This is a genomic window from Mucilaginibacter limnophilus (assembly GCF_004005815.1).
Classification (GTDB): domain Bacteria; phylum Bacteroidota; class Bacteroidia; order Sphingobacteriales; family Sphingobacteriaceae; genus Mucilaginibacter; species Mucilaginibacter limnophilus.
Genome location: NZ_SACK01000011.1, coordinates 37,518 through 58,142, shown reverse-complemented (window position 1 = coordinate 58,142; position 20,625 = coordinate 37,518). Strand labels below are relative to the sequence as shown.

At 41.6% G+C, this 20,625-nt stretch carries 9 protein-coding genes; 8 read left to right on the top strand and 1 reads right to left on the bottom strand.

Annotated elements, in window-relative coordinates; all coding sequences use genetic code 11:
- Positions 1 to 53: 53 nt before the first annotated feature.
- The 5 genes from EOD41_RS18795 to EOD41_RS18775 all read left to right on the top strand — a co-directional run bounded on the left by EOD41_RS18795 (position 54) and on the right by EOD41_RS18775 (position 11,745).
- Entirely contained in the window at positions 54 to 2,975 is a 2,922-nt protein-coding gene (locus EOD41_RS18795; protein ID WP_240663494.1) for a glycosyl hydrolase, read from the top strand.
- Positions 2,976 to 2,987: 12 nt separating this feature from the next.
- Complete coding sequence (locus EOD41_RS18790; protein ID WP_127707854.1) at positions 2,988 to 4,571, top strand: family 43 glycosylhydrolase; 1,584 nt, start codon at positions 2,988 to 2,990, stop codon at positions 4,569 to 4,571.
- 65 nt (positions 4,572 to 4,636) lie between these two features.
- Complete coding sequence (locus EOD41_RS18785; protein ID WP_127707852.1) at positions 4,637 to 6,085, top strand: arabinose isomerase; 1,449 nt, start codon at positions 4,637 to 4,639, stop codon at positions 6,083 to 6,085.
- 733 nt (positions 6,086 to 6,818) lie between these two features.
- Entirely contained in the window at positions 6,819 to 9,953 is a 3,135-nt protein-coding gene (locus EOD41_RS18780; protein WP_205780595.1) for a SusC/RagA family TonB-linked outer membrane protein, read from the top strand.
- Positions 9,954 to 9,963: 10 nt separating this feature from the next.
- Entirely contained in the window at positions 9,964 to 11,745 is a 1,782-nt protein-coding gene (locus tag EOD41_RS18775) for a RagB/SusD family nutrient uptake outer membrane protein (protein ID WP_127707850.1), read from the top strand.
- A gap of 86 nt (positions 11,746 to 11,831) precedes the next feature.
- On the opposite strand, the gene EOD41_RS18770 is transcribed toward EOD41_RS18775, so the two are convergent.
- Positions 11,832 to 12,719 (bottom strand): helix-turn-helix domain-containing protein, encoded by an 888-nt coding sequence (locus EOD41_RS18770; protein WP_127707848.1) that lies wholly within the window; start codon positions 12,717 to 12,719, stop codon positions 11,832 to 11,834.
- A 208-nt stretch (positions 12,720 to 12,927) separates the two neighbouring features.
- On the opposite strand from EOD41_RS18770, the gene EOD41_RS18765 reads away from it, so the two are divergent.
- From EOD41_RS18765 to nqrF, 3 genes are all read left to right on the top strand, one after another.
- Entirely contained in the window at positions 12,928 to 15,396 is a 2,469-nt protein-coding gene (locus EOD41_RS18765) for a family 78 glycoside hydrolase catalytic domain (RefSeq protein ID WP_127707846.1), read from the top strand.
- A gap of 231 nt (positions 15,397 to 15,627) precedes the next feature.
- Positions 15,628 to 17,961: an alpha-L-rhamnosidase C-terminal domain-containing protein gene (locus tag EOD41_RS18760; RefSeq protein ID WP_164849988.1), complete on the top strand. Its 2,334-nt coding sequence runs from the start codon at positions 15,628 to 15,630 to the stop codon at positions 17,959 to 17,961.
- 250 nt (positions 17,962 to 18,211) lie between these two features.
- Entirely contained in the window at positions 18,212 to 20,491 is a 2,280-nt protein-coding gene (gene nqrF, locus EOD41_RS18755) for an NADH:ubiquinone reductase (Na(+)-transporting) subunit F (protein WP_127707842.1), read from the top strand.
- Positions 20,492 to 20,625: the final 134 nt, after the last annotated feature.

Sequence of the window (20,625 nt, the reverse complement as noted above, 5' to 3'; positions counted from 1 at the left end):
CTCTTCTTTTACTTTTATGCAGGCTTAACCCTGCCTGTGCACAGATGCACGAAATGAAAAAGAATTTTTTGCATCCGCCTGATTATGCTAAACCCGGCGTTTACTGGTATTTTATGGATGGTAATATGACTGCCGAATCAATCACTAAAGACCTTGAATCGATGAAAAAAGCGGGCATTGGCAACCTTATTTTTTTAGAAGTGAATGTAGGTATTCCCAGAGGTCCGGTTGATTTTTTGAGCGACGAATGGATAAGCCTGTTTGCCCATGCCGAAAAAGAAGCCCGCAGGCTGGGAATAGAAATAACACTGGGCATAGGCCCCGGTTGGACGGGCAGTGGCGGGCCGTGGGTTAAGCCGCAGCAATCTATGCAGCATCTTGTTTCAAGCCAAACTATAGTTACAGCAGGCAATAAGCAAAAGATCATGTTGCCAGTACCTTTACCCAAAAAACCTTTTTTTGGCGAAGGTAGCCTAACCGACGAGATTAAAGCCGAATGGAACCGTTATTATGAAGATGTCGCCGTACTGGCCTTCCCTGTAACAGAAGAGATAAAACAAATAATAGACTATGAAGAAAAAGCGCTTTATTACAGGGCGCCATATAGTTCGGCTGTAGTAAAACCATACTTGCCGTCGCCGGGCATTGCATCTATTGATAAAAACAATATCATTAACAAAAGCCGCATTATTGACCTAACAGGTAAAATGGAGGCCGACGGAACGTTGAACTGGACACCGCCATCGGGTAAATGGGTAATAATGCGCTTTGGCAGCCGTAACAATGGCGCCATTACACGCCCTGCGCCCGTACCCGGGTTAGGCTTTGAGGTTGATAAGTTTGATACAACAGCGCTTAATACGCATTTAGATACCTATATAGGCAAATTGCTTAATAAAATTGATAAGCCACAAAAAAATATACCCGGCGGTTTAAAACGCCTGCACATGGATAGCTGGGAAATGAGCGCGCAAAACTGGACCGGCAGGTTCAGGCAGGAGTTTCTGCGCAGGCGCGGATACGATCCCCTAAAATATTACCCGGTTTATGCCGGCAATATTGTAGGCAGTTTACAGGAAAGCGAGCGCTTTTTGTGGGATTTGCGGCAAACTTCTCAAGAGTTGGTTTTGGAGAACCATGCCCGGCATGTTAAAGCGTATGGTAAGCGCCAAAATCTGCTGCTATCTATTGAGCCTTATGATATGAACCCCACTGCCGACCTTGAATTGGGCAGCATTGCCGATATACCCATGGGCGAATTTTGGAGCAAGGGTTTCGGTTTTAATTCAACCTATAGCGTTATTGAGGCTACATCAATAGGCCATGTAGGCGGCAAATCGCAGATAGCTGCTGAAGCTTTTACATCGCAGAATGACGAAGGCTGGAAACAATACCCCGGTGCTATGAAAAACCAGGGCGATTGGGCGTTTGCCGCGGGCATCAACCAGTTTGTGTATCACACGTTCCAAAACCAATTCCTGCCCGATTCATTAAAACCGGGCGCCACTATGGGTCCCTATGGCGTGCATTGGGACAGAAGCCAAACCTGGTGGCCAATGGTGAGCGGTTATCATGATTACGTAACCCGTTGCCAATACTTATTACAACAAGGCCGCACAGTTGCCGATATCCTTTATTTAACGCCCGAAGGTTCTCCGCATGTTTTTGTTCCACCGGCATCGGCCATAAAAGGCGATACTATTGGCGATAGAAGAGGCTATAACTTTGATGGTTGTGCGCCATCGCAGCTAATGGGCGCTTATGTGAAAAACAAACAGATAATATTCCCTTCCGGCGCTGCATACCGCATGCTGGTTTTGCCTGTTATCGAGACGATGACACCAAAGCTGCTTGCCAAAATTGGTGAACTGGTCAAACAAGGCGCTACGATAGTAGGTAGTGCCCCGTTACGATCTCCAAGCCTTGAGAATTATCCGCTTTGCGATAAAAATATTAAAACGCTAGGCAGGCAAATATGGGGGCCAATGCAAAACGCATTAACAGAAACGCGCGGTAAATATGGCTTAGGCGAAGTGATATGGGGCAGTGCTTACCGTGAAAACATAGATAACCTTTATCCGAAATATGACGTTATAGCTAATCTGCTTCGTGCAAAAAACATTAGTGAAGATTTTAGTACAAACCAGGCTATCAGGTACACCCATCGTACAGCAAATGGCTGGGATATGTATTTCGTATCAAACACCACAAACCAGCCGGTTGATTTTAACGGCACATTTCGGACTAAAATTGGTTCGCCCGAATTATGGAATGCCATTAACGGGAAAATTACACGACTTGATAATTTCACGGTAAGTAATAGCAATACAAGTATACCCTTGCATTTAGATGCCTATGAAAGTGCATTCATTGTTTTTGCAGAAACTAATAAATGGACAGCCACTAATACGAGTAAACTGGTTACTGAGCAAACTATTGCCGAAATAAATGGCTCATGGGAAGTTAGTTTTGATATTAAATGGGGTGGCCCTGAAAATATAAAATTCGATGCTTTGATCGACTGGACAAAGCGGTCCGAGGAAGGTATAAAATACTACTCGGGCACAGCGGTTTATAAAAAAAGTTTCGATGTTCCATCAACAGGCATAACAGGGGGCAAACGCTTATATTTACATTTAGGCGATGTTAAAAATATGGCGCGCGTTAAACTAAATGGAACCGATTTGGGCGTGCTATGGACGGCGCCATGGATGGTTGACATATCCACTGCTGTATTGCAAGAAAATAATCAATTGGAAATTGAAGTTGTTAATTTATGGCCGAACAGACTGATAGGTGACGAGAACCGGCCGGACGATGGAATAAAAAACGGGCATTGGCCCGAATGGCTCTTAAAAAAACAACCCCGTCCCAGCAAACGCAACACATTTTCAACACACCGGTTTTATAATAGCAAGTCGCCTTTGTTTAGTTCGGGATTGTTAGGCCCGGTAACCATTAAACAAAAACTATAAATATTTCACATCATGATTTTTAAAAATAATAAACCGCTGATACGGAAATATATGCTGTTGCAATCGATATTTCTAATAGCAACCGGGTATGTTAATGCACAGTCGGCCGGTAAAGCATCAAAAAAAGCTACCTATGTTAATTTCAACAGTCTGGGCAAACAGGTTACCCGATACGATCAACTTGGCGATGCCATTGATGCACACGATGGTGAGATAGCCCTTTTTAACGGTGTATATTATTTATATGGTACAAGTTACGATTGTGGTTTTGAGTGGGGAAATAAAATAGCGCCATTTTGCGGTTTTAAAGCTTACTCTTCAACTGATTTGGTGAACTGGACTGACCGTGGATTCCTGTTCGATGCCAAAACCGAATTATGGCAAACCCGTTGTGATGGTAAAACCTATGGCTGTTTTCGCCCGCATGTTATTTATAACAGTAAAACACAACTGTATGTATTATGGATAAACGTTTATGATAACAGGGTTGGTTATCGGGTTTTTACCAGCAAAACGCCGCGCGGACCGTTTACAGAGGTTGCTGAACCCAAACTGGCCATTAACTCGGATATGCCGGTTGCAGGTTTAAACAATGGCGACCATGATACTTTTGTAGATGATGATGGCACAGCCTATCTGGCTTACACCGACTGGCGTGCGAAAGGTGCCATAGCGATAGAGAAACTGACCGACGATTACCTTACCGGTACCGGTGAAGTAGTAAAATCGGTTACCCAGGCAAATACCGAAGCACCCTGCCTGTTTAAACGCAACGGGATTTATTACGTGATTTTTTCTGACCCTAATTGTGGCTATTGTTCAGGCACAGGCGCTTCTTATTGTACGGCTAAATCGCCTTTAGGGGCATGGTCGGCACCGATTAAAATAAGTGATAACTCATGCGGCGGGCAACCATCCTTTGTATCGGCCATAAAAGTAAGCGGCGAAATGGTGTATATATTCGGCAGCGACTTATGGAACAATGCGGCTAAAAACGAAGCATTAGCTAACTATTATTGGGCTCCGCTAACCTTTGCTGCAGATGGCGCTATAAATCCAATGAAATGCGAGAAAACGGTAACTTTAACACATTCCGCTAAAGCTTTATCGAGATCTAAACAGGTAAAAAACAAATTGGATAACACATCCGGCAGCTCAGGTTTTACTACCCATTGCGATATTGGCAATAGCCTTTGGCGTATGCAGGCTTTTACAGCTAAGCGTACAGGTGAATTAACTTCGTTGAAGTTTATTACTTCAAAAAGTGGTTATCCGGATGCCGGCTTGTCTTTTGAACTTTATAAAACAGGTGCCAATGGGCAAATCAGCGGAAAGCCAATTAGTGTAAATACCATTGATGCCGCCACTATTGGCTGGTCGCCCAAAGTAATAACCGTAAAAATGAGTGGTATTGTAAAAGCAGGAGTGAAGTACGGCATAGTGGTACACTCGGCATCAACAAAAGGATGTTATAGTTTTCAGTATAATGATCTCGCGCCATACCCAGGCGGTGGCGCAGCGATTAGTAATGATAGCGGTAAAACTTTTACTGTCGAAACAAACCGCACGTTACGATTTGAAACTTATGTGGAATAACGATACTGAGACACTGCAAATCAAAAATATCAATCAATAAAACACGAATAGAATATATAATACAGATGGGCATAAACGGTAGGGTTAATAATATAAATATAAAAGTCGGGCTGTTCGGTATCGGGTTACAAACTTATTGGGAGCAATTTGACGGTTTAGAGGAACGGCTGACTGGTTATATAAGTGTGGTAGAGGAAAACCTGAAAAGTTTTGGCGCCGAAATAGTTAATGAGGGCCTGGTTGATACGCCTGAAAAAGCATTTGAGTCGGGTAGGCGTTTTAAAGAGCGGGATGTAGATATTATTTTTTTATATGTTACCACCTATGCTTTATCATCAACGGTATTGCCAGTGGTTAGAAAGGCTAAGGTTCCGGTAGTTATTTTAAACCTGGTGCCCGAAGCGGCTATTGATTACAGTAAATTTAATAAAATGGCGAACCGTAGAGCCATGACAGGCGAGTGGCTTGCCTTTTGTTCGGCCTGCCCCGTACCCGAAATAGCTAACGTATTTAACCGTGCAAATATTCCTTTTTTCCAAATTACCGGCATGTTGCATAACGACCCATATGTTTGGAAAGAGGTTGAAGAATGGATAGCAGCCGCCCGTGTAGCCTATGTTATGTATAATAACCGCCTGGGTGTAATGGGCAATTATTACGGGGGGATGCTTGATATTTACACAGATTTTACCCTGCAATGTGCGGTTTTCGGCGGGCATATCGAGGTTATCGAAGTAGACGAGTTGTCGGCCATACGCGAAACGGTTAATCAGGCGCAGATTAATGAGAAACTAATAGAGTTTAATAATTATTTCGACATTCAGCACGACTGCACGCGCCATGAACTGGAACGGGCCGCACAAACAGCAGTTGCGCTTGATATACTTGTAAAAGAGCATAACCTCGGTTCATTAGCCTACTACCATAAAGGAACAGGAAACGTCCAAAACGAAAATACCATGACCTCTGTTATCTTGGGCAACTCGCTATTAACCGGGCGGCACACCCCGGTAGCAGGCGAGTATGAGGTAAAGAATGCCCAGGCCATGAAAATAATGGACAGCTTTAACGCAGGCGGATCTTTCACAGAATATTACGCCATGGATTATAACGACGATGTGGTGCTGATGGGACATGACGGCCCCTGCCATCCAACCATTGCCGAAGGTAAAATTAAGGTAAAACCGCTACAAGTTTATCACGGTAAAGTTGGTAACGGCCTGTCTGTTGAAATGTCTGTTAAATATGGCGAAGTAACCTTATTATCAGTAGTAGAAACTTCTGAGGGTAGCCTGATGTTTCTGGTTGCCGAGGGTGAATCAGTTGCCGGGCCGATACTAGAGATAGGTAATACCAATAGCCGTTATAGATTTTCGATAGGGGCGAGAGGGTTTGTTGAAAGCTGGAACTCGCAAGGCCCGGCTCATCATTGCGCTATTGGCAAAGGGCATATCGCTGCTAAAATTATAAAACTGGGTAAATTATTAAATACCGAAACTGTACAGATTTGTTAATGTCATTCCTCATGTTAAATAACGTCAAATCACAATATCTAACCAACTGCGGGTAATTGGCTTATACATATATGCTGCCACCGATAAGTTGATTCGTTCGCCCTGTGTATTTGGATCTTGTTCTCTTAATTCGTCTAATGTCCACCTTTCCAACCATTATTACATGTAAACAAAAGACGTCTTCTTGCAAAATTATGTACAGATGTGATACTGATGTTGCAACTAATGCCAAAAAGCTGACAATTCATATTTGAGTGAAACTACTTATGTGTTGACGAGCTAATCTAAAGTGTAATACCTTATCATTTACAGAATAAAATACATTGTCTATCTCATCCTTATCTCTAATCAAAGCAACTCTGAATCGCTAATTTCTACTTGGTCAAAAAGTTAACAGTATATATCAAAAGTTGCAATGTAATTTTTTTGTTATAAGATACTTTCGTTTTGTCTATACAGGCTTATTGACAAAGTACTTATCCTGTTTGACTAATCGATTATTTTAACTAATTATTTACATACCTACAGTTTACAAAAATTGCCGATGGTTAAGCGCTTGATCGGTCGGGCTTTTGTTTGCCGTAAAAAAGACCAATTGAATTATGAAAGAAATATTACCATTCCATTCTCCATTTCCGGCGGTATAACCTTTCCGGCAAATCAGTAAGTAATGAAACTTTTATCTAAATACTAACCCGGTCAGTTTTACTGACCTTATTACTCCCTAAATCATATGAAAAGAAAATTATCATTTTTTTATAAAGATTTTGTGTGCTTGCTCATATTCGCTTTTTGCCTAATATTAAAATCGGAAGCGCAGGCACAGCAAACAATTGATGTAACCGGTGTGGTTACCGAACAAGCCACCGGAAAACCATTGCCCGGTGTTACCGTAAAAGTAAAAAACGGCAGTAATGGCGCGATTACAGACGCAAATGGCAATTATAGAATAACCGTAAGCAAGGGTGCTACTTTGCAATTCTCCTTTATTGGTTTTGAGTCGATCGAAAAAAACGTAACGGCAGAAAAGTTGAACACACAGCTCATTGCTTCCCAAGGCTCATTAAATGAAGTAGTTGTTGTTGGATATGGCACTCGTAAAAAGGCTACACTTACCGGATCAGTATCAACGGTAAAAGGCTCGGAGGTGGCAAAATCACCTGCGGGAAACGTGTCTAACTCATTAGCAGGTCGTTTACCTGGTTTAGTGGCTGTTACACGTACAGGCGAGCCTGGTAATGACGGCTCAACCCTTCGGATACGAGGCGCTAACACTTTAGGCGACAACTCTCCGCTGATTGTAATAGACGGTATACCTAATCGTAATCTCGAACGTTTAGACCCTGCTACCATAGAATCTGTATCGGTATTAAAAGATGCCTCGGCAGCAATTTATGGCGCACAGGCAGCTAATGGTGTAATATTGGTTACCACTAAGCGCGGTACGACAGGTAAACCAACAATCCAGCTCAATCTTAACCAAGGATGGAATACCCCGACTGTTTTGCCTAAGATGGTTGATGCGGCTACTTATGCGCAGATTCAAAATGAAATTTCTGCAGCCTATCACCCAAACAATCCGCTTCCATATACGGAGGAGGACATTCAGAAATACAAAGATGGATCGGATCCTTGGGGACATCCAAACACTGATTGGTTTAAAGAAACAATTAAAAACAACTCACCACAGCGATATGGAAACCTAACGCTTTCGGGTGGATCAGATGCTGTTAAATATTTTACATCATTAGGTTCCAATTTTACTGACGGTATGTTCCGTAACAGCAATATCAATTATTCGCAAACGAATTTTCAAAGTAATCTTGATGCACGCATATCAAAAGATATACGTTTAAGCTTTGATGTCGTTGGCCGCCAGGAAAACAGAAATTACTCAGGCGGGGGTAATAATGGAGGTAGTACCGACGCGGCACAGAATATTTTTTGGGCTCTAAACAGGGCATTCCCCACAACCCCGGCGTATTGGCCAAACGGATTACCCGGCCCGGCTATTGAATACGGAGCCAACCCGGTAGTGCTGGTTACGGATAAAACCGGTTATACAAGGCAACGGGACTATGTATTTCAGAGTAATGCCAGATTGGTTATTAATATTCCATGGGTGCAAGGCCTGTCTATTACCGGAAATGCTGCTGTTGACAAAACATTTATAACCTATAAACAATTTAGAAAGCCGTGGAATCTTTACACATGGGATAAAGTAAGCTATGATGCAAACCAACAACCGTTGCTTTTGCCCAGTAAAAGCGGAAATACCGATCCGCGCGTTTATCAATCTTTCAATCTTTTAGGAAATATTACACTCAATGGTCTAGTTAACTACGATCGCACGTTTGGCAGGCATGATTTGAAAGTACTTGTTGCTGCTGAACGTATCAGTGGTGATAATATGAATTTTTGGGCATTCAGAAGAAATTATACCAGCGATATACTGCCCGAACTTGACCTGGGAAGCAATGCGCTTAAAGACAACGGCGGTAATTCAAGCCTATCAAGACGACTGGATTATTTTGGAAGGGTAAATTACTCATATGATTCAAAATATCTGGCTGAATTTGTTTGGCGTTACGATGGCTCGTACATATTTGATCCAAAAGGAAAACAATTCGGCTTTTTTCCAGGTGTTTCTTTAGGTTATCGCATATCTAACGAGCAATTCTGGAAAGATAATATTTCGTTTGTAAACGAACTAAAAATCAGAGGTTCATGGGGAAGAACGGGTAACGACCGTATTAGCCCTTATCAGTACATGACTACGTATGGCTATAACGGTTCATACGTGTTTAACCAAAGCGTAGTTCAGCAAACCCTGACAGCGCTGCGTATTCCAAATTCCGGTGTAACCTGGGAAATAGCCAATCAATCAAACATCGGTTTTGATGCGCAGATGCTTGGCGGTAAAATTACGCTCACCGCCGATTATTTCTATAACCTGCGTTCAAACATTTTGGCTTACCGTAATGCGTCTGTGCCAGGTTCAGCCGGTCTTAGCCTGCCGCAGGAAAACATTGGTAAAGTGGTAAATAAGGGCTTCGACTTTCAAATAGGGTATCAAAACCGTGCAGGCGAATTTAATTATAGCATTTCGGCAAACGGCGCGTATTCAAAAAATCACATTCAATTTTGGGATGAAACGCCTGGCATTCCTGATTATCAGCGATCAACCGGGAACCAAATGAATGCGAATCTTTATTACCAGGCTATTGGTGTTTTCAAGGATCAGGCCGCAGTTGACGCTTACCCGCATTGGTCAGGCGCAAGACCTGGCGACATCATTTTCAAAGATGTGAATGGCGATGGAGAAATTAACGGACTTGACCAGGTAAGAAGCAAAAAGACTTCTATCCCAACTTTTACCGGCGGTGTATCTATCAACCTGCAATACAAAGGTTTTGATGCCAGCATACTGTTTCAGGGCGCTGCTGGTGCCGAGCGCGCTTATACCACCTTTTCGGGTGGCCCGGGTGTAGGTAACTTTATGTATAACCTTGTAAAAGACCGTTGGACACCTGAAAATCCAAGTGCAGTAAATCCAAGGGTATGGGAGCGTGGTGGCGCCTACTGGATGACTGACGGTATGCCAAATAACACCTATTTCGTTCGTAGCAGCGATTATATCCGGTTGAAAAACTTTGAACTCGGTTACTCTTTAGCCTCAAAATACACGAGTAAACTTGGCATTCAGTCTCTTAGAATATTTGCCAGTGGTTTGAATATGTTAACATTTACAAAAATGAAAGATTTTGATCCCGAGTCTCCTGATACCGCGCCGGGTTCTATCTGGGTAAATAGCCAGGTTTATCCCCTTAACAAAACCATTAATCTAGGATTATCACTCACCTTTTAAACAATCAAAAATGAATAACATAAAAATAAAAGCATTGGCCACATGGGCTGCATTTGCATTGATGTCATTAGGCTCATGCAAGAAAGACTTTTTGGATACCAAGCCATCTACCCAGTTTGCAGAATCTGATGTATGGTCTGATCCAAATCTTATTCAGCTTAATTTGAACAGCATTTACAACCAGAACCCGTTTAGTTTTTACCTGACATCATTATCTGTTGATGAGGCACGCTCTTACGATGGGGGTAACGATTTTAACATGAGCAACATGTTATTAACACCTGATAACGCCGGTTGGGGTGACTGGAACGGTAAGTACCGCGCAATACGTGATTGTAATATATTTTTAGAGAATATAGACAAACTGCCGGATGATCCCACTTTAATAGACGGTGTTACACTGAAAAATAGGCTCAAAGGAGAGGCCATATTTTTAAGGGCATGGTATTATCAAATGCTTGTAAGTTATTTTGGCGGAGTGCCGTTAATCACAAAATCATACATATTAACTGATGATTTCTCCGCTCCAAGAAATACTTATGAAGAATGTATCAAGTTTATTTCTGATGAGTGTGATATGGCAGCTTCTCTGCTTCCGTTAATCAATACAGGCGATAATAATGGCAGGGCCACCAAGGGTGCCGCACTTGCGCTTAAATCAAGAGTGCTATTATATGCGGCAAGTAAGCTCCATGAACCAAACACTTTTGCAGGCTTTGCTAAGCCCGAATTGCTAGGATATACAGGCGGAGATAATGTTCAACGCTGGCAAGCAGCTAAAAGTGCAGCCAAAGCCGTGATTGATCTTGGGGTTTATAGTCTTTACCAACCCAATCCTGAATCGGCTGAGCAAGCGACTAAAAATTATGAGGACCTGTTCACTTCTAAAGAGAGCACTGAGGATATCTTTGTAAGGTATTTTAATGTTGCCGCCAACCTCGGAGCTGATTTTTGGCCGGTGTTTCCTAACGGTTTTGGAGGTATCGAATACAACGGCGCAACCAGCGAAACTGTTGATGCTTTCGAAATGTCTGATGGAACCGTTTTCTCCAGAAATAATCCTGACCAAAATAAAGAACCTTACAAAAATCGCGATCCGCGGTTTTATGCTACTATTTTATATGAGGGTGCAAAATTCAGACCGCGACCGTCTAATTTACTTGGTGTTGACCCTGTGGGAGTACTGCAGGTTGGAACCTGGGAAAAATGGGATGCTGCGACGGGGAAAATAACCTATATATACGGTCTTGATAGCCGTAACAGTGCGGTGTACGGTGGGGGATACAACAATACAGGCACTTCGATGCTCAAATTTATCAACAGGAAAACAGACATGTACGTGAATCATCAAGATGACCTTACATGGCGATACATCCGCTATACTGAGGTAATTCTTAATTATGCAGAGGCTTGTATTGAGTTAGGAGAGAATGGGGAAGCCCGCACCTACCTTAACATGATAAGAAAGAGAGCCGGTATGCCAGGATTCACCGAATCAGGCTCTGCATTGAAAATGAAATATCAAAACGAACGGCGTATTGAAATGCTGTTTGAAAATCAGAGATTTTTTGATGTTCGCAGGTGGATGATTGGCCCAGAAGCGTATCACCCAATGCATGGTGTTGATGTTGTTTATAAATTAAATGCTGATAAAACAACAGCTACTATACCAACAATTACACCTGTGCAAATCACTACAGGGAAATGGGAAGATAAAGCCTACTTCATGCCAATTTCAAGGAGTGAAATGAATAAAAATAATAAACTAGTGCAAAACCCAGGCTATAATTAAGATGAAGTTTTGCTATTCAACAATAAAGCCGGTTGATGTTAATTCACCGGCTTTATTGTTACTAACAACGTTTACAAGACTACCTGTTATTCCTGTTGTTTCGCAAATGATTTTCTAAATTCTATAGGCGTTAGTTTTGTTTTCTCTTTAAATAAATTGGAAAAATATTGTGTGGAATCGAAGTTAAGCATATACGCTATTTCCTTTATTGAATGAGAAGAATTGACCAATTCTTCTTTGGCTTTTTCTAATTTCAGCTGAATTTGATACTGAATAGGTGCCATTCCTGTATATGCTTTGAATACCTTTCTAAACCGAGAATAACTGATTCCTAATTGATCCGCAATATTATTGGGCCCGATTTTACTTTCTAAATTTTCGCGCATGATAAGGCGGGCTTTATTAATTATAGTTTCCAATTTATCTTGCCCGGAAGCGTTTTGTTTAGCTGAACTGTAAACCTGTCCAAGTAAATATGTAGCGGCGCCCGAAACTAGCGGCTGATAAGCTTGCTTTTCCTGATCAATTACTTCTATTACCTCATCAAATATTGCTATCATGTGTTGATTGTAGCCAATATTTACTACCGGATATAAGGGGTCAAAAAAATCACAGTCAACTAGATTGCTCATAAATGCGCCTTGGTATCCTATCCAATATTCTTTCCATCCGGTTTGCAAATTGGGTCTATAGCGATGTCGGATGTTAGGGAAAATAACAATCACTGAACCACTGGTTATTGGAATGTCGCCCGTGGCTTCTGTATTAAATACTCCTGAGCCACCCGTAATATAAACCAACGAATACTCCTGTAACACGCGGCCATTTTCCCAACTAAAGTTGTGGTGGCTAGGATGCGCGGCATCAGGGTATTGCCCCCCGGGTGCATATTCCTGATATCCGGCATGCAATACCTGTAAACCCCAAGCCTCATCTTTATCTGATATGGGAAGATATTTATAAAAATTTCTCATTGCTGATCGGTATATAGACAATAAGCAATCTAATATCGAAAAAAAAAAAAAATTGCGGTCCTCGAGGCAAAAAACGCACAACAAATATCAAATAGTTAACAGGCACAATTCAATTATCCGTCAAATACTATGAGTGATATATCAAAAACTATACATTTAAATACCATCTTCTTCACACCTTTAAGTTTTCTAAACCCCTTTACTTAATATGATTTTTGGTCGTTCAGCTTTTTCCCGTACATATATGGGTGGTGCCCTCAGTTCTATGCTGCTGATGTTGTTGTTATTGCTGACATCAGCTTTGCATGCGCAAAACGCGCCGTCACCTTACCGCTGGGGAAAAGAGGCATTTATATCTCCAACCTCTCTAACGCTCTATGGTGTAAAACCTTTAGCTAACTGGATATGGGATTCGGGCGAAGAAAATCCGAGAAATTATTACCTGCTTGTTCGAAAAAGTTTTGATTTAGATGAAGTACCAGTCAGTTCCATCACTTATATCTCAGCCTATGCCTATGCAGATGTATATATTAATGGTAAGTTGTTTGAGCGTTGCCCGATAAATAGTGACCCGGAGTACCAGAATTATGATAAATTTGATATCGTCAGTTATTTGCAAAAAGGAAAAAACACAATTACAGCCGTTGTGCATAATTTTGGTGTTGGACTCCATTCGCAAATCAATGCCCGTGGCGGGTTCTTTTTTCAGGGAACGTTAGTTTACCCCCACAAAACGGTTAATTTGTTAAGTGACAGCAGTTGGAAAGTAACACATGCCAAAGCCTGGAACACTCAAACGGCCTTTCGCGACACTAATGCGCATTTAATTGGATTTATTGAAGAATTTGATGCCCGCCTATGGCGTACCGATTGGCAGAATATCAACTTTGATGACACCACATGGGAAAATGCCAAGATGATTGGCGTGCCACCTGTAGCCCCCTGGAACCATATAACGGTTATTGAACGCCCACGACTAAGTCGTAAAGTAATAAAACCAGTTAAGCAATGGAAAAGCGGGAACAAAATGGTTTATGATTTTGGTGTAGAAATAGTGGGCTACCCACAATTTACTATTAATGCCCATAAAGCAGGCATCAGATTTGAAATTGGTACGGGAGAGCGCCTGGATTCGGCTGGTGCGCCATTGCTTCGTGTCAGTAGCGACCATTCAGAAAAGTACATTACAACCACAGGCTTACAAAGCTGGCGGCCTTATACATGGAGCGGATTCAGATATTTTTCTATAGAAACTGATAAAGCTATAGACATACAGAATGTAAGCGCCGAATTTGCCTGTTATAATTATGAAATGGAAAGCGCTTTCGCCTGTTCTGATACCTTGTTAAACAGATTTTGGGAAATTGGGCGGCATACCATGCGTATCAACTCTATTGATACCTATCAAGATCCGTGGCGCGAACATACCCAGTATATCGCCGGCGACTCACGTTATATGCAGATATTCGGGAATTATGCATTTGGTAAGAGTTCAAGGCTGTTATCAGCCTATAATCTGCTCTCAGGTGCGCAATCGCAACGCTGGCGAACAGATGGTGCTGTGCGAAGCCGGTATCCTACCGACTACTTTTTGCAGGCTGGAAGTTCTGCCTACCTGGCCGACTATCAGCTGGAATGGGTGCTTATGATGTACGAATATTTCCTGTATTACGGTAAGGATGAACTAATAGCAGACCTGTATCCTAACTTGAAAATGGCGATGAAATATTATCAGCCTTTTTTAGACCCTGCAACAGGATTATTGGCCAACTTACCCGGTTGGATAGTGCTCGACTGGCCAAGTACCTATCCTATAGAGCAAAAAAAGATCATCACCGGAACAAACTGCCTGTATTATGGCGCCTTAAACGCCGCAGCCAGTATTGCCGATGATTTTGGTCATGATCCACAACAGGCAAAACAGTGGAGAGAAGAAGCTGCCCGTGTGCGTGAAAATATCAATAAATGGCTTTGGTCGGTAAAAGACAGGGCTTACCTGGATAGTTATGACGGTACCAAGGTGCAACAACAATCGCAAGTTTATGCTTTGGAATATGGAGTAGCTAATGCTGATAAAAAAGCTAGGATGGTTGACCTGATTGCAAAAAGCGGTAAAGCCAGCGAGCAATCATTTGCCTACAGGGTATTAAAAGCAATGTTCGCTACGGGCAACGAAGGATGGGCTTTAGACTATATGCGTAAAAACTGGGGTGCCCAAACAAAACTCACCTCTTTTAATGGAGCATGGCACGAAGGCTGGGATTTATCATGGGGCGCAACATCCCACGCTTGGTCATCAGGTCCAACAGCTTTGCTAAGCGAAAAAATATTGGGTCTGGAACCTACCGGTTACGGATGGAAAACCTTTAATGTTAAGCCCATTATAGCAGATTTAAAATGGGCAAAAGGAAAAGTCGCCACTGTATCAGGAGATATTAATGTCGAATGGACTAAAACTACAAGGAATCTATTCACATTAAAACTGAACGTGCCTAAAGGTACAACAGCTAAGGTATATCTACCAACCTTAGCTCAAAAAACGATCAGGATAAACGGCAAAATACCGGAAGTGTCAAGATACCAATCGCACGCTGAAAGCAATAAATGGTATGTTTTAACGATAGGGGCGGGAAATCACGAATTTAAATGCAAGTTACCATCAATGATTCATCATTGATGTAGGGCCGATAAAACATTTACTAATCATCGTTCAATTATGAAAAGAAAATTCGTTGTAGGTAATCTACTGCTTTTTTTTACGATCTTATATCAGTATTCCGTAGCTCAACTATATGTATATCCTCCCATAACAGCAACAAAAACATCTGTAATTAACCCACATTCGCCGGATCCCATATTTTCTTATCGGTGGACGAATCCGGACTTAACTGATGATTTAGAATGTTATGTGCTGAAACCGAAGTGCTGGAGCTTTTCGACCAGATCAAATTTTGTTGCCGAGGTAGAAAATGATGGCCTGCATATAGGGGTAAAAGGTACAGGTGATATTCGTTTCGATTTTGGCCAGAATAATGCGGGATGGTTGGAGTTCGACAGTCCGGATCTCAATGGGGCCGTTGAGATGAGTGTCAGTGAATTTAATGAGCCTCTGATGGCTTTATCTACTTTCCCAAAGAAAACAATGGTACCTAAAAAGCATGGTAATACTTACAGATTAGAGCTTAACCCGGAATTATATGAAGGTGTTCAATATGGCTGGATACATATCCGTTCACTTAACAAAACATGGCATATCAACAATGTTAGATTAGTTTGCCAAGTCAGGCCGGTCAACTATAAAGGAAGTTTTTCGTGTAGTGATACGCTTTTAACGCGCATTTGGTACACCGGCGCCTACACTGTTAAATTAAACTTGCTTAAAGATTATTTTGGCGCGATCCTGATTGATAGAAGCGACCGCTACTCCTGGACAGGTGATGCACATCCTTCGCAAGCCGCCTCACTGGTCGCTTTTGGAAACTATGAAATGGTAAAACAAAACCTGGCACATACTTCCGACCAAAGCAATGGGATACGAAGTTATGAGCTGTACTGGGTACTTAGCCTGATTGATTATTACTACCACACAGGCGATGCCAAAACGGTTACATCCTACATTGCTAATGCATGTAAAAAAATGGATGATGCATTTAAGGTATATAACACTAATCCAAGCCTGGTGTTTTATGGATGGGATGAGCGTCTAGGTGCTGGTTTCGAACACCCGGACAATAAGGAATCACAAAACGCTTATAAAATGCTTTCAATACGGGCGTGGGTAGAGTTTGCAAAGGCTATGAAAGCATTGGGTAGAATGGACCTTTATAATAAGTATAACACATATGCCTCTGAGAAAATAACAGCGCTTAGAAACGATAGTAGGTGGTATGAGGATTTTGGTTTGCATGCAGGTGCCGATGCTGTCAATACACGGCTTTTGTCACTAATAGAACGAAAATTTATCTATTTAAAAAGTTTCACCGATCCGGTCAATCGTGTATCGTATTCGCCTTTTAATCAGTACTTTATTATACAAGCCTTTGCGCTGATGGATAAGTACGATCAAGCGATCGGCTCGATAAAGGATTTATGGGGTGGCCAAATAGCTTATGGAGGTAGTACTTTTTTTGAAGTTTACCGTCCATCATGGAATGCTGTTATTGGCAGGAATTCACCGGTACCAAATAATCAATGTGGTTTCACAAGTCTTTGCCATCCTTGGGGTGCCGGGGTAACCAAGTGGCTTAGCGAAGAGGTATTAGGCATACGGCCAACTGCGCCCGGATTTGAAAGAGTAGACATCGTGCCACATCTTGGACGTTCAATAACTAATGTTGCAGGAACTATGCCTACGCCAAAGGGCGAAGTGAGGGCTAGTTTTAACGTGTTAAACGGACAATGTTCGATCACAATTCCACAGAAAACAATCGCACGGATCGGTATACCTAAAGTTGAGAAAAATATCGTTTCGGTAACCGTGAATAATAAAGTTATTTGGGGTAAAAAACATGTGCCGAATGAGTATGTGGCCTCGGTTTCGCAAGATGATTCTTTCATTTATCTTAATGGCGTTAATAGTGGTCATTACAAGATATTTATACACTATAAAGGAAATACGCCAAAATTAGTTGATGTGCCCGTAAATTATGCAGCCAAATGTGTACAGGTGGATAAGTTGACCGGCGGAAACTGGGGAGGCAAATACGGAAAGGACGGCTACGTATTGTGCAATTATTTAGGAGATGGTAAGGATATCCAGCAACTTCCGGCCTACGTTTCGTCATTAACATACTATAAAAAGAACGGGAATACTTTACCATCAAATAACATTTGGTTAACCAATACTACTGATGATCGTGCGCTTGCCCCGGATTCCAAAAATGGTTTTCCACGATCAGCAACGTGTATTTACGCAATGGATACCGATCAGACAGGTATTACTTATACCGTTACCGTAAATCTTAAACAGGAAAAGGATTATAAGATATCATTATACTTTGTCGATTGGGACGATAAAGCTCGTGAAACGGCGGTTGAAATGTTTGATGAAGCTTCACTTAAATTGATAGCCCCGGTTAAGGTGATTAAAGATATGCGTCGCGGTACTTACATCACCTATGCTTATAACCGTTCAGCCAGATTTCGTATCAACATTGTTCGGGGACCTAATGCGACATTAAGCGGATTATTTATAGATCCGGCCAATCAGTCAACAATGCTTCCGACAAAAAAGGAATCTTAGGCATGTGTTTGCAGATAAATATTTATCACTTTACTTAAGGCGCAAATTGATTGCATTTTCTGATAAATCGATTTGGTCGGTTAGTTCGCTGAATGAAGTTGTGGTAAATTAGCTAATGTAGAATAAACCCTATCGAAATCGAAAATTTAAAATGGATCATGAGGTATTGGATCATCTCACTATGACACAACAATTGTGTGAATTCGTCCTGCTAAAATTATGATCAACATAAATATTAAAAAGAATTGAAATGAAAACAGGTGTGACACAAAAGCCTGCAGTTACTAAACTCGATTACACGCTTACAGGGGTTAATGCCACCAAAGCTATTGAATCAGGTCTGGCCGAAGCAGATTGGTATCAAACGCCGGTACCGCAAAAGTTGATGCGGGAATTATTGATAAGACGTGACGGGCCAGCCATACGGGACACCCTTTTGCTTTTTGCTATTTTGTTAGCCACATCATATTTAACTATAGTTTTATGGGGAACTTGGTGGGCAGTTATACCTTACCTGATTTATGCAGTATTTTACGGAACAAGTTCTGATTCGCGTTGGCATGAGTGCGGACATGGAACCGCGTTTCGAACAGATTGGCTAAACAATTTGGTTTATGGGGTATCATCTTTTATGGTGATGCGTGAATCACATATCTGGCGCTGGAGTCATATTCGTCATCATAGTGATACGATAATTGTAGGTCGGGATCCTGAGATACAATTACCTCGCCCTCCAGATATTAAAGGGTTGATTCTGTCTCTCTTTAATTTGCAGGGTTACAAAACATATTACACTAATTTGTTTCGTCATGCTTTTGGTAAGATGAGCGATGCCGAAAAGACATATGTTCCTGAGAGTGAATTTCAAAAGGTTTTTAAAAATGCCCGGTTCATTCTGATTATATATTTCACGATCATAGCTTCAGCCGTGGTGTTACAAAGTTGGATACCAATCTTCCTGTTCATTTTACCGCAGTTTTTTGGTACATGGCTGATGATCATCCATAATACGACTCAACATGCCGGTTTAGCAGAAAATGTATTAGACCACCGGTTGAATTGCCGTACGGTCTATATGAATCCGGTTAGCAGATTTATTTATTGGAATATGAACTACCATACGGAGCATCACATGTTTCCATTGGTACCTTATCACGCCTTACCAAAATTGCATCAATTGGTAAAGGATGATTGCGCTCCTGTATATCCGTCTATATATTCTGCCTGGAAGGAAATCTTACCAACGCTTATCAGACAACTGAACGATCCGGCCTATCATATTAAGCGAAAATTACCGGAAACTGTTAAATACATTAAGGAGAATGTATTAGAAGTCATTGATTTAAAAAATACAGACGGTTGGCTGAACATTGGTAACGCAACTTTATTGCGAACTGAAAATGTTTTACGATTAGACCATGAGGGAAAAACATATGCCATCTACCGCGATGCTATTGGCAAGCTGTACGCCACTGATGGTATGTGTACACACGGTAACACTCACTTAAGTGACGGACTTGTAAAAGGATCGATTATTGAATGCCCCAAGCATAACGGCCGGTTCAATTTAAAGGATGGATCTCCGGCACGTGCGCCGATATGCCGGGGATTAGTTACCTATCCGATTGAAGAACGCGATGGACAGCTGTGGATCGATTTGCTTAGAAAAAACGAAAGTGGCGTTCAGGAGGAGAAATTATATGAATTGCAGGTGATTTCAAGCAGAAATGTCGCAACATTTATCAAGGAGGTAATTCTGAAACCCGTAGACAAAACTATTAAGATTGGCTTTACTCCTGGCGACTACATTCAGCTTGTGATACCCCCTTATGAAAGAATAGCTTTTAACGATATTGAGATTGATGAGCCTTACAGGCAAGTTTGGGAAGAGCAGGGCATCTTTGATTTGATCAGTAAAAATCCAGGATCACAAAAACGAAATAATTATTCAATAGCAAGCAACCGCAAAACAGATGAGGGATTCAAACTTAACGTTCGTATAGCCACGCCACCACTGGGACAAGATTGTTTACCCGGTGTCGGTTCAAGTTATGTATTTGCATTAAAGCCTGGCGATAGGGTTTGGGCTGTGGAGCCGGTAGGTAATTTCCATATCAAGTCAACACAAAAAGAAATGGTGTACATAGGCGGCGGTGCCGGAATGGCGCCTATACGAGCCCACCTTGCCGAACTTTTTGAGAATGAGCATACTGGCCGTAAAGTAAGTTATTGGTACGGTGCCCGTTCAAAGCAGGAATTGTTTTATGATAATTATTTCAAATCACTTGCTGATGATCATCCAAATTTCAGCTTTCACGTTGCTTTGTCTTCCCCAATAGAATCAGATAATTGGGAAGGGCCGGAAGGATTTATCCATGAAGTTGTTCGTGATAAATATTTACGACATCACCATGACCTTCACAATGTTGAATTTTATTTATGTGGGCCGCCTATGATGATTAAAGCCTGTACAAGAATGCTTACAGCGCTTGGGGTGAGCAACGAACAGGTTGCATTCGATGAATTTTAAACACCCAATTTTTCATATTCCTTATTGATCTATGAGCAAAATTGTCCGCTGCATTACCCAAATCCCTACTATCTCCAGAAGTATTTTTGTTAAGTTCTCCGGTATGCTTCTAATTGCTATCGTTACTATTCCAT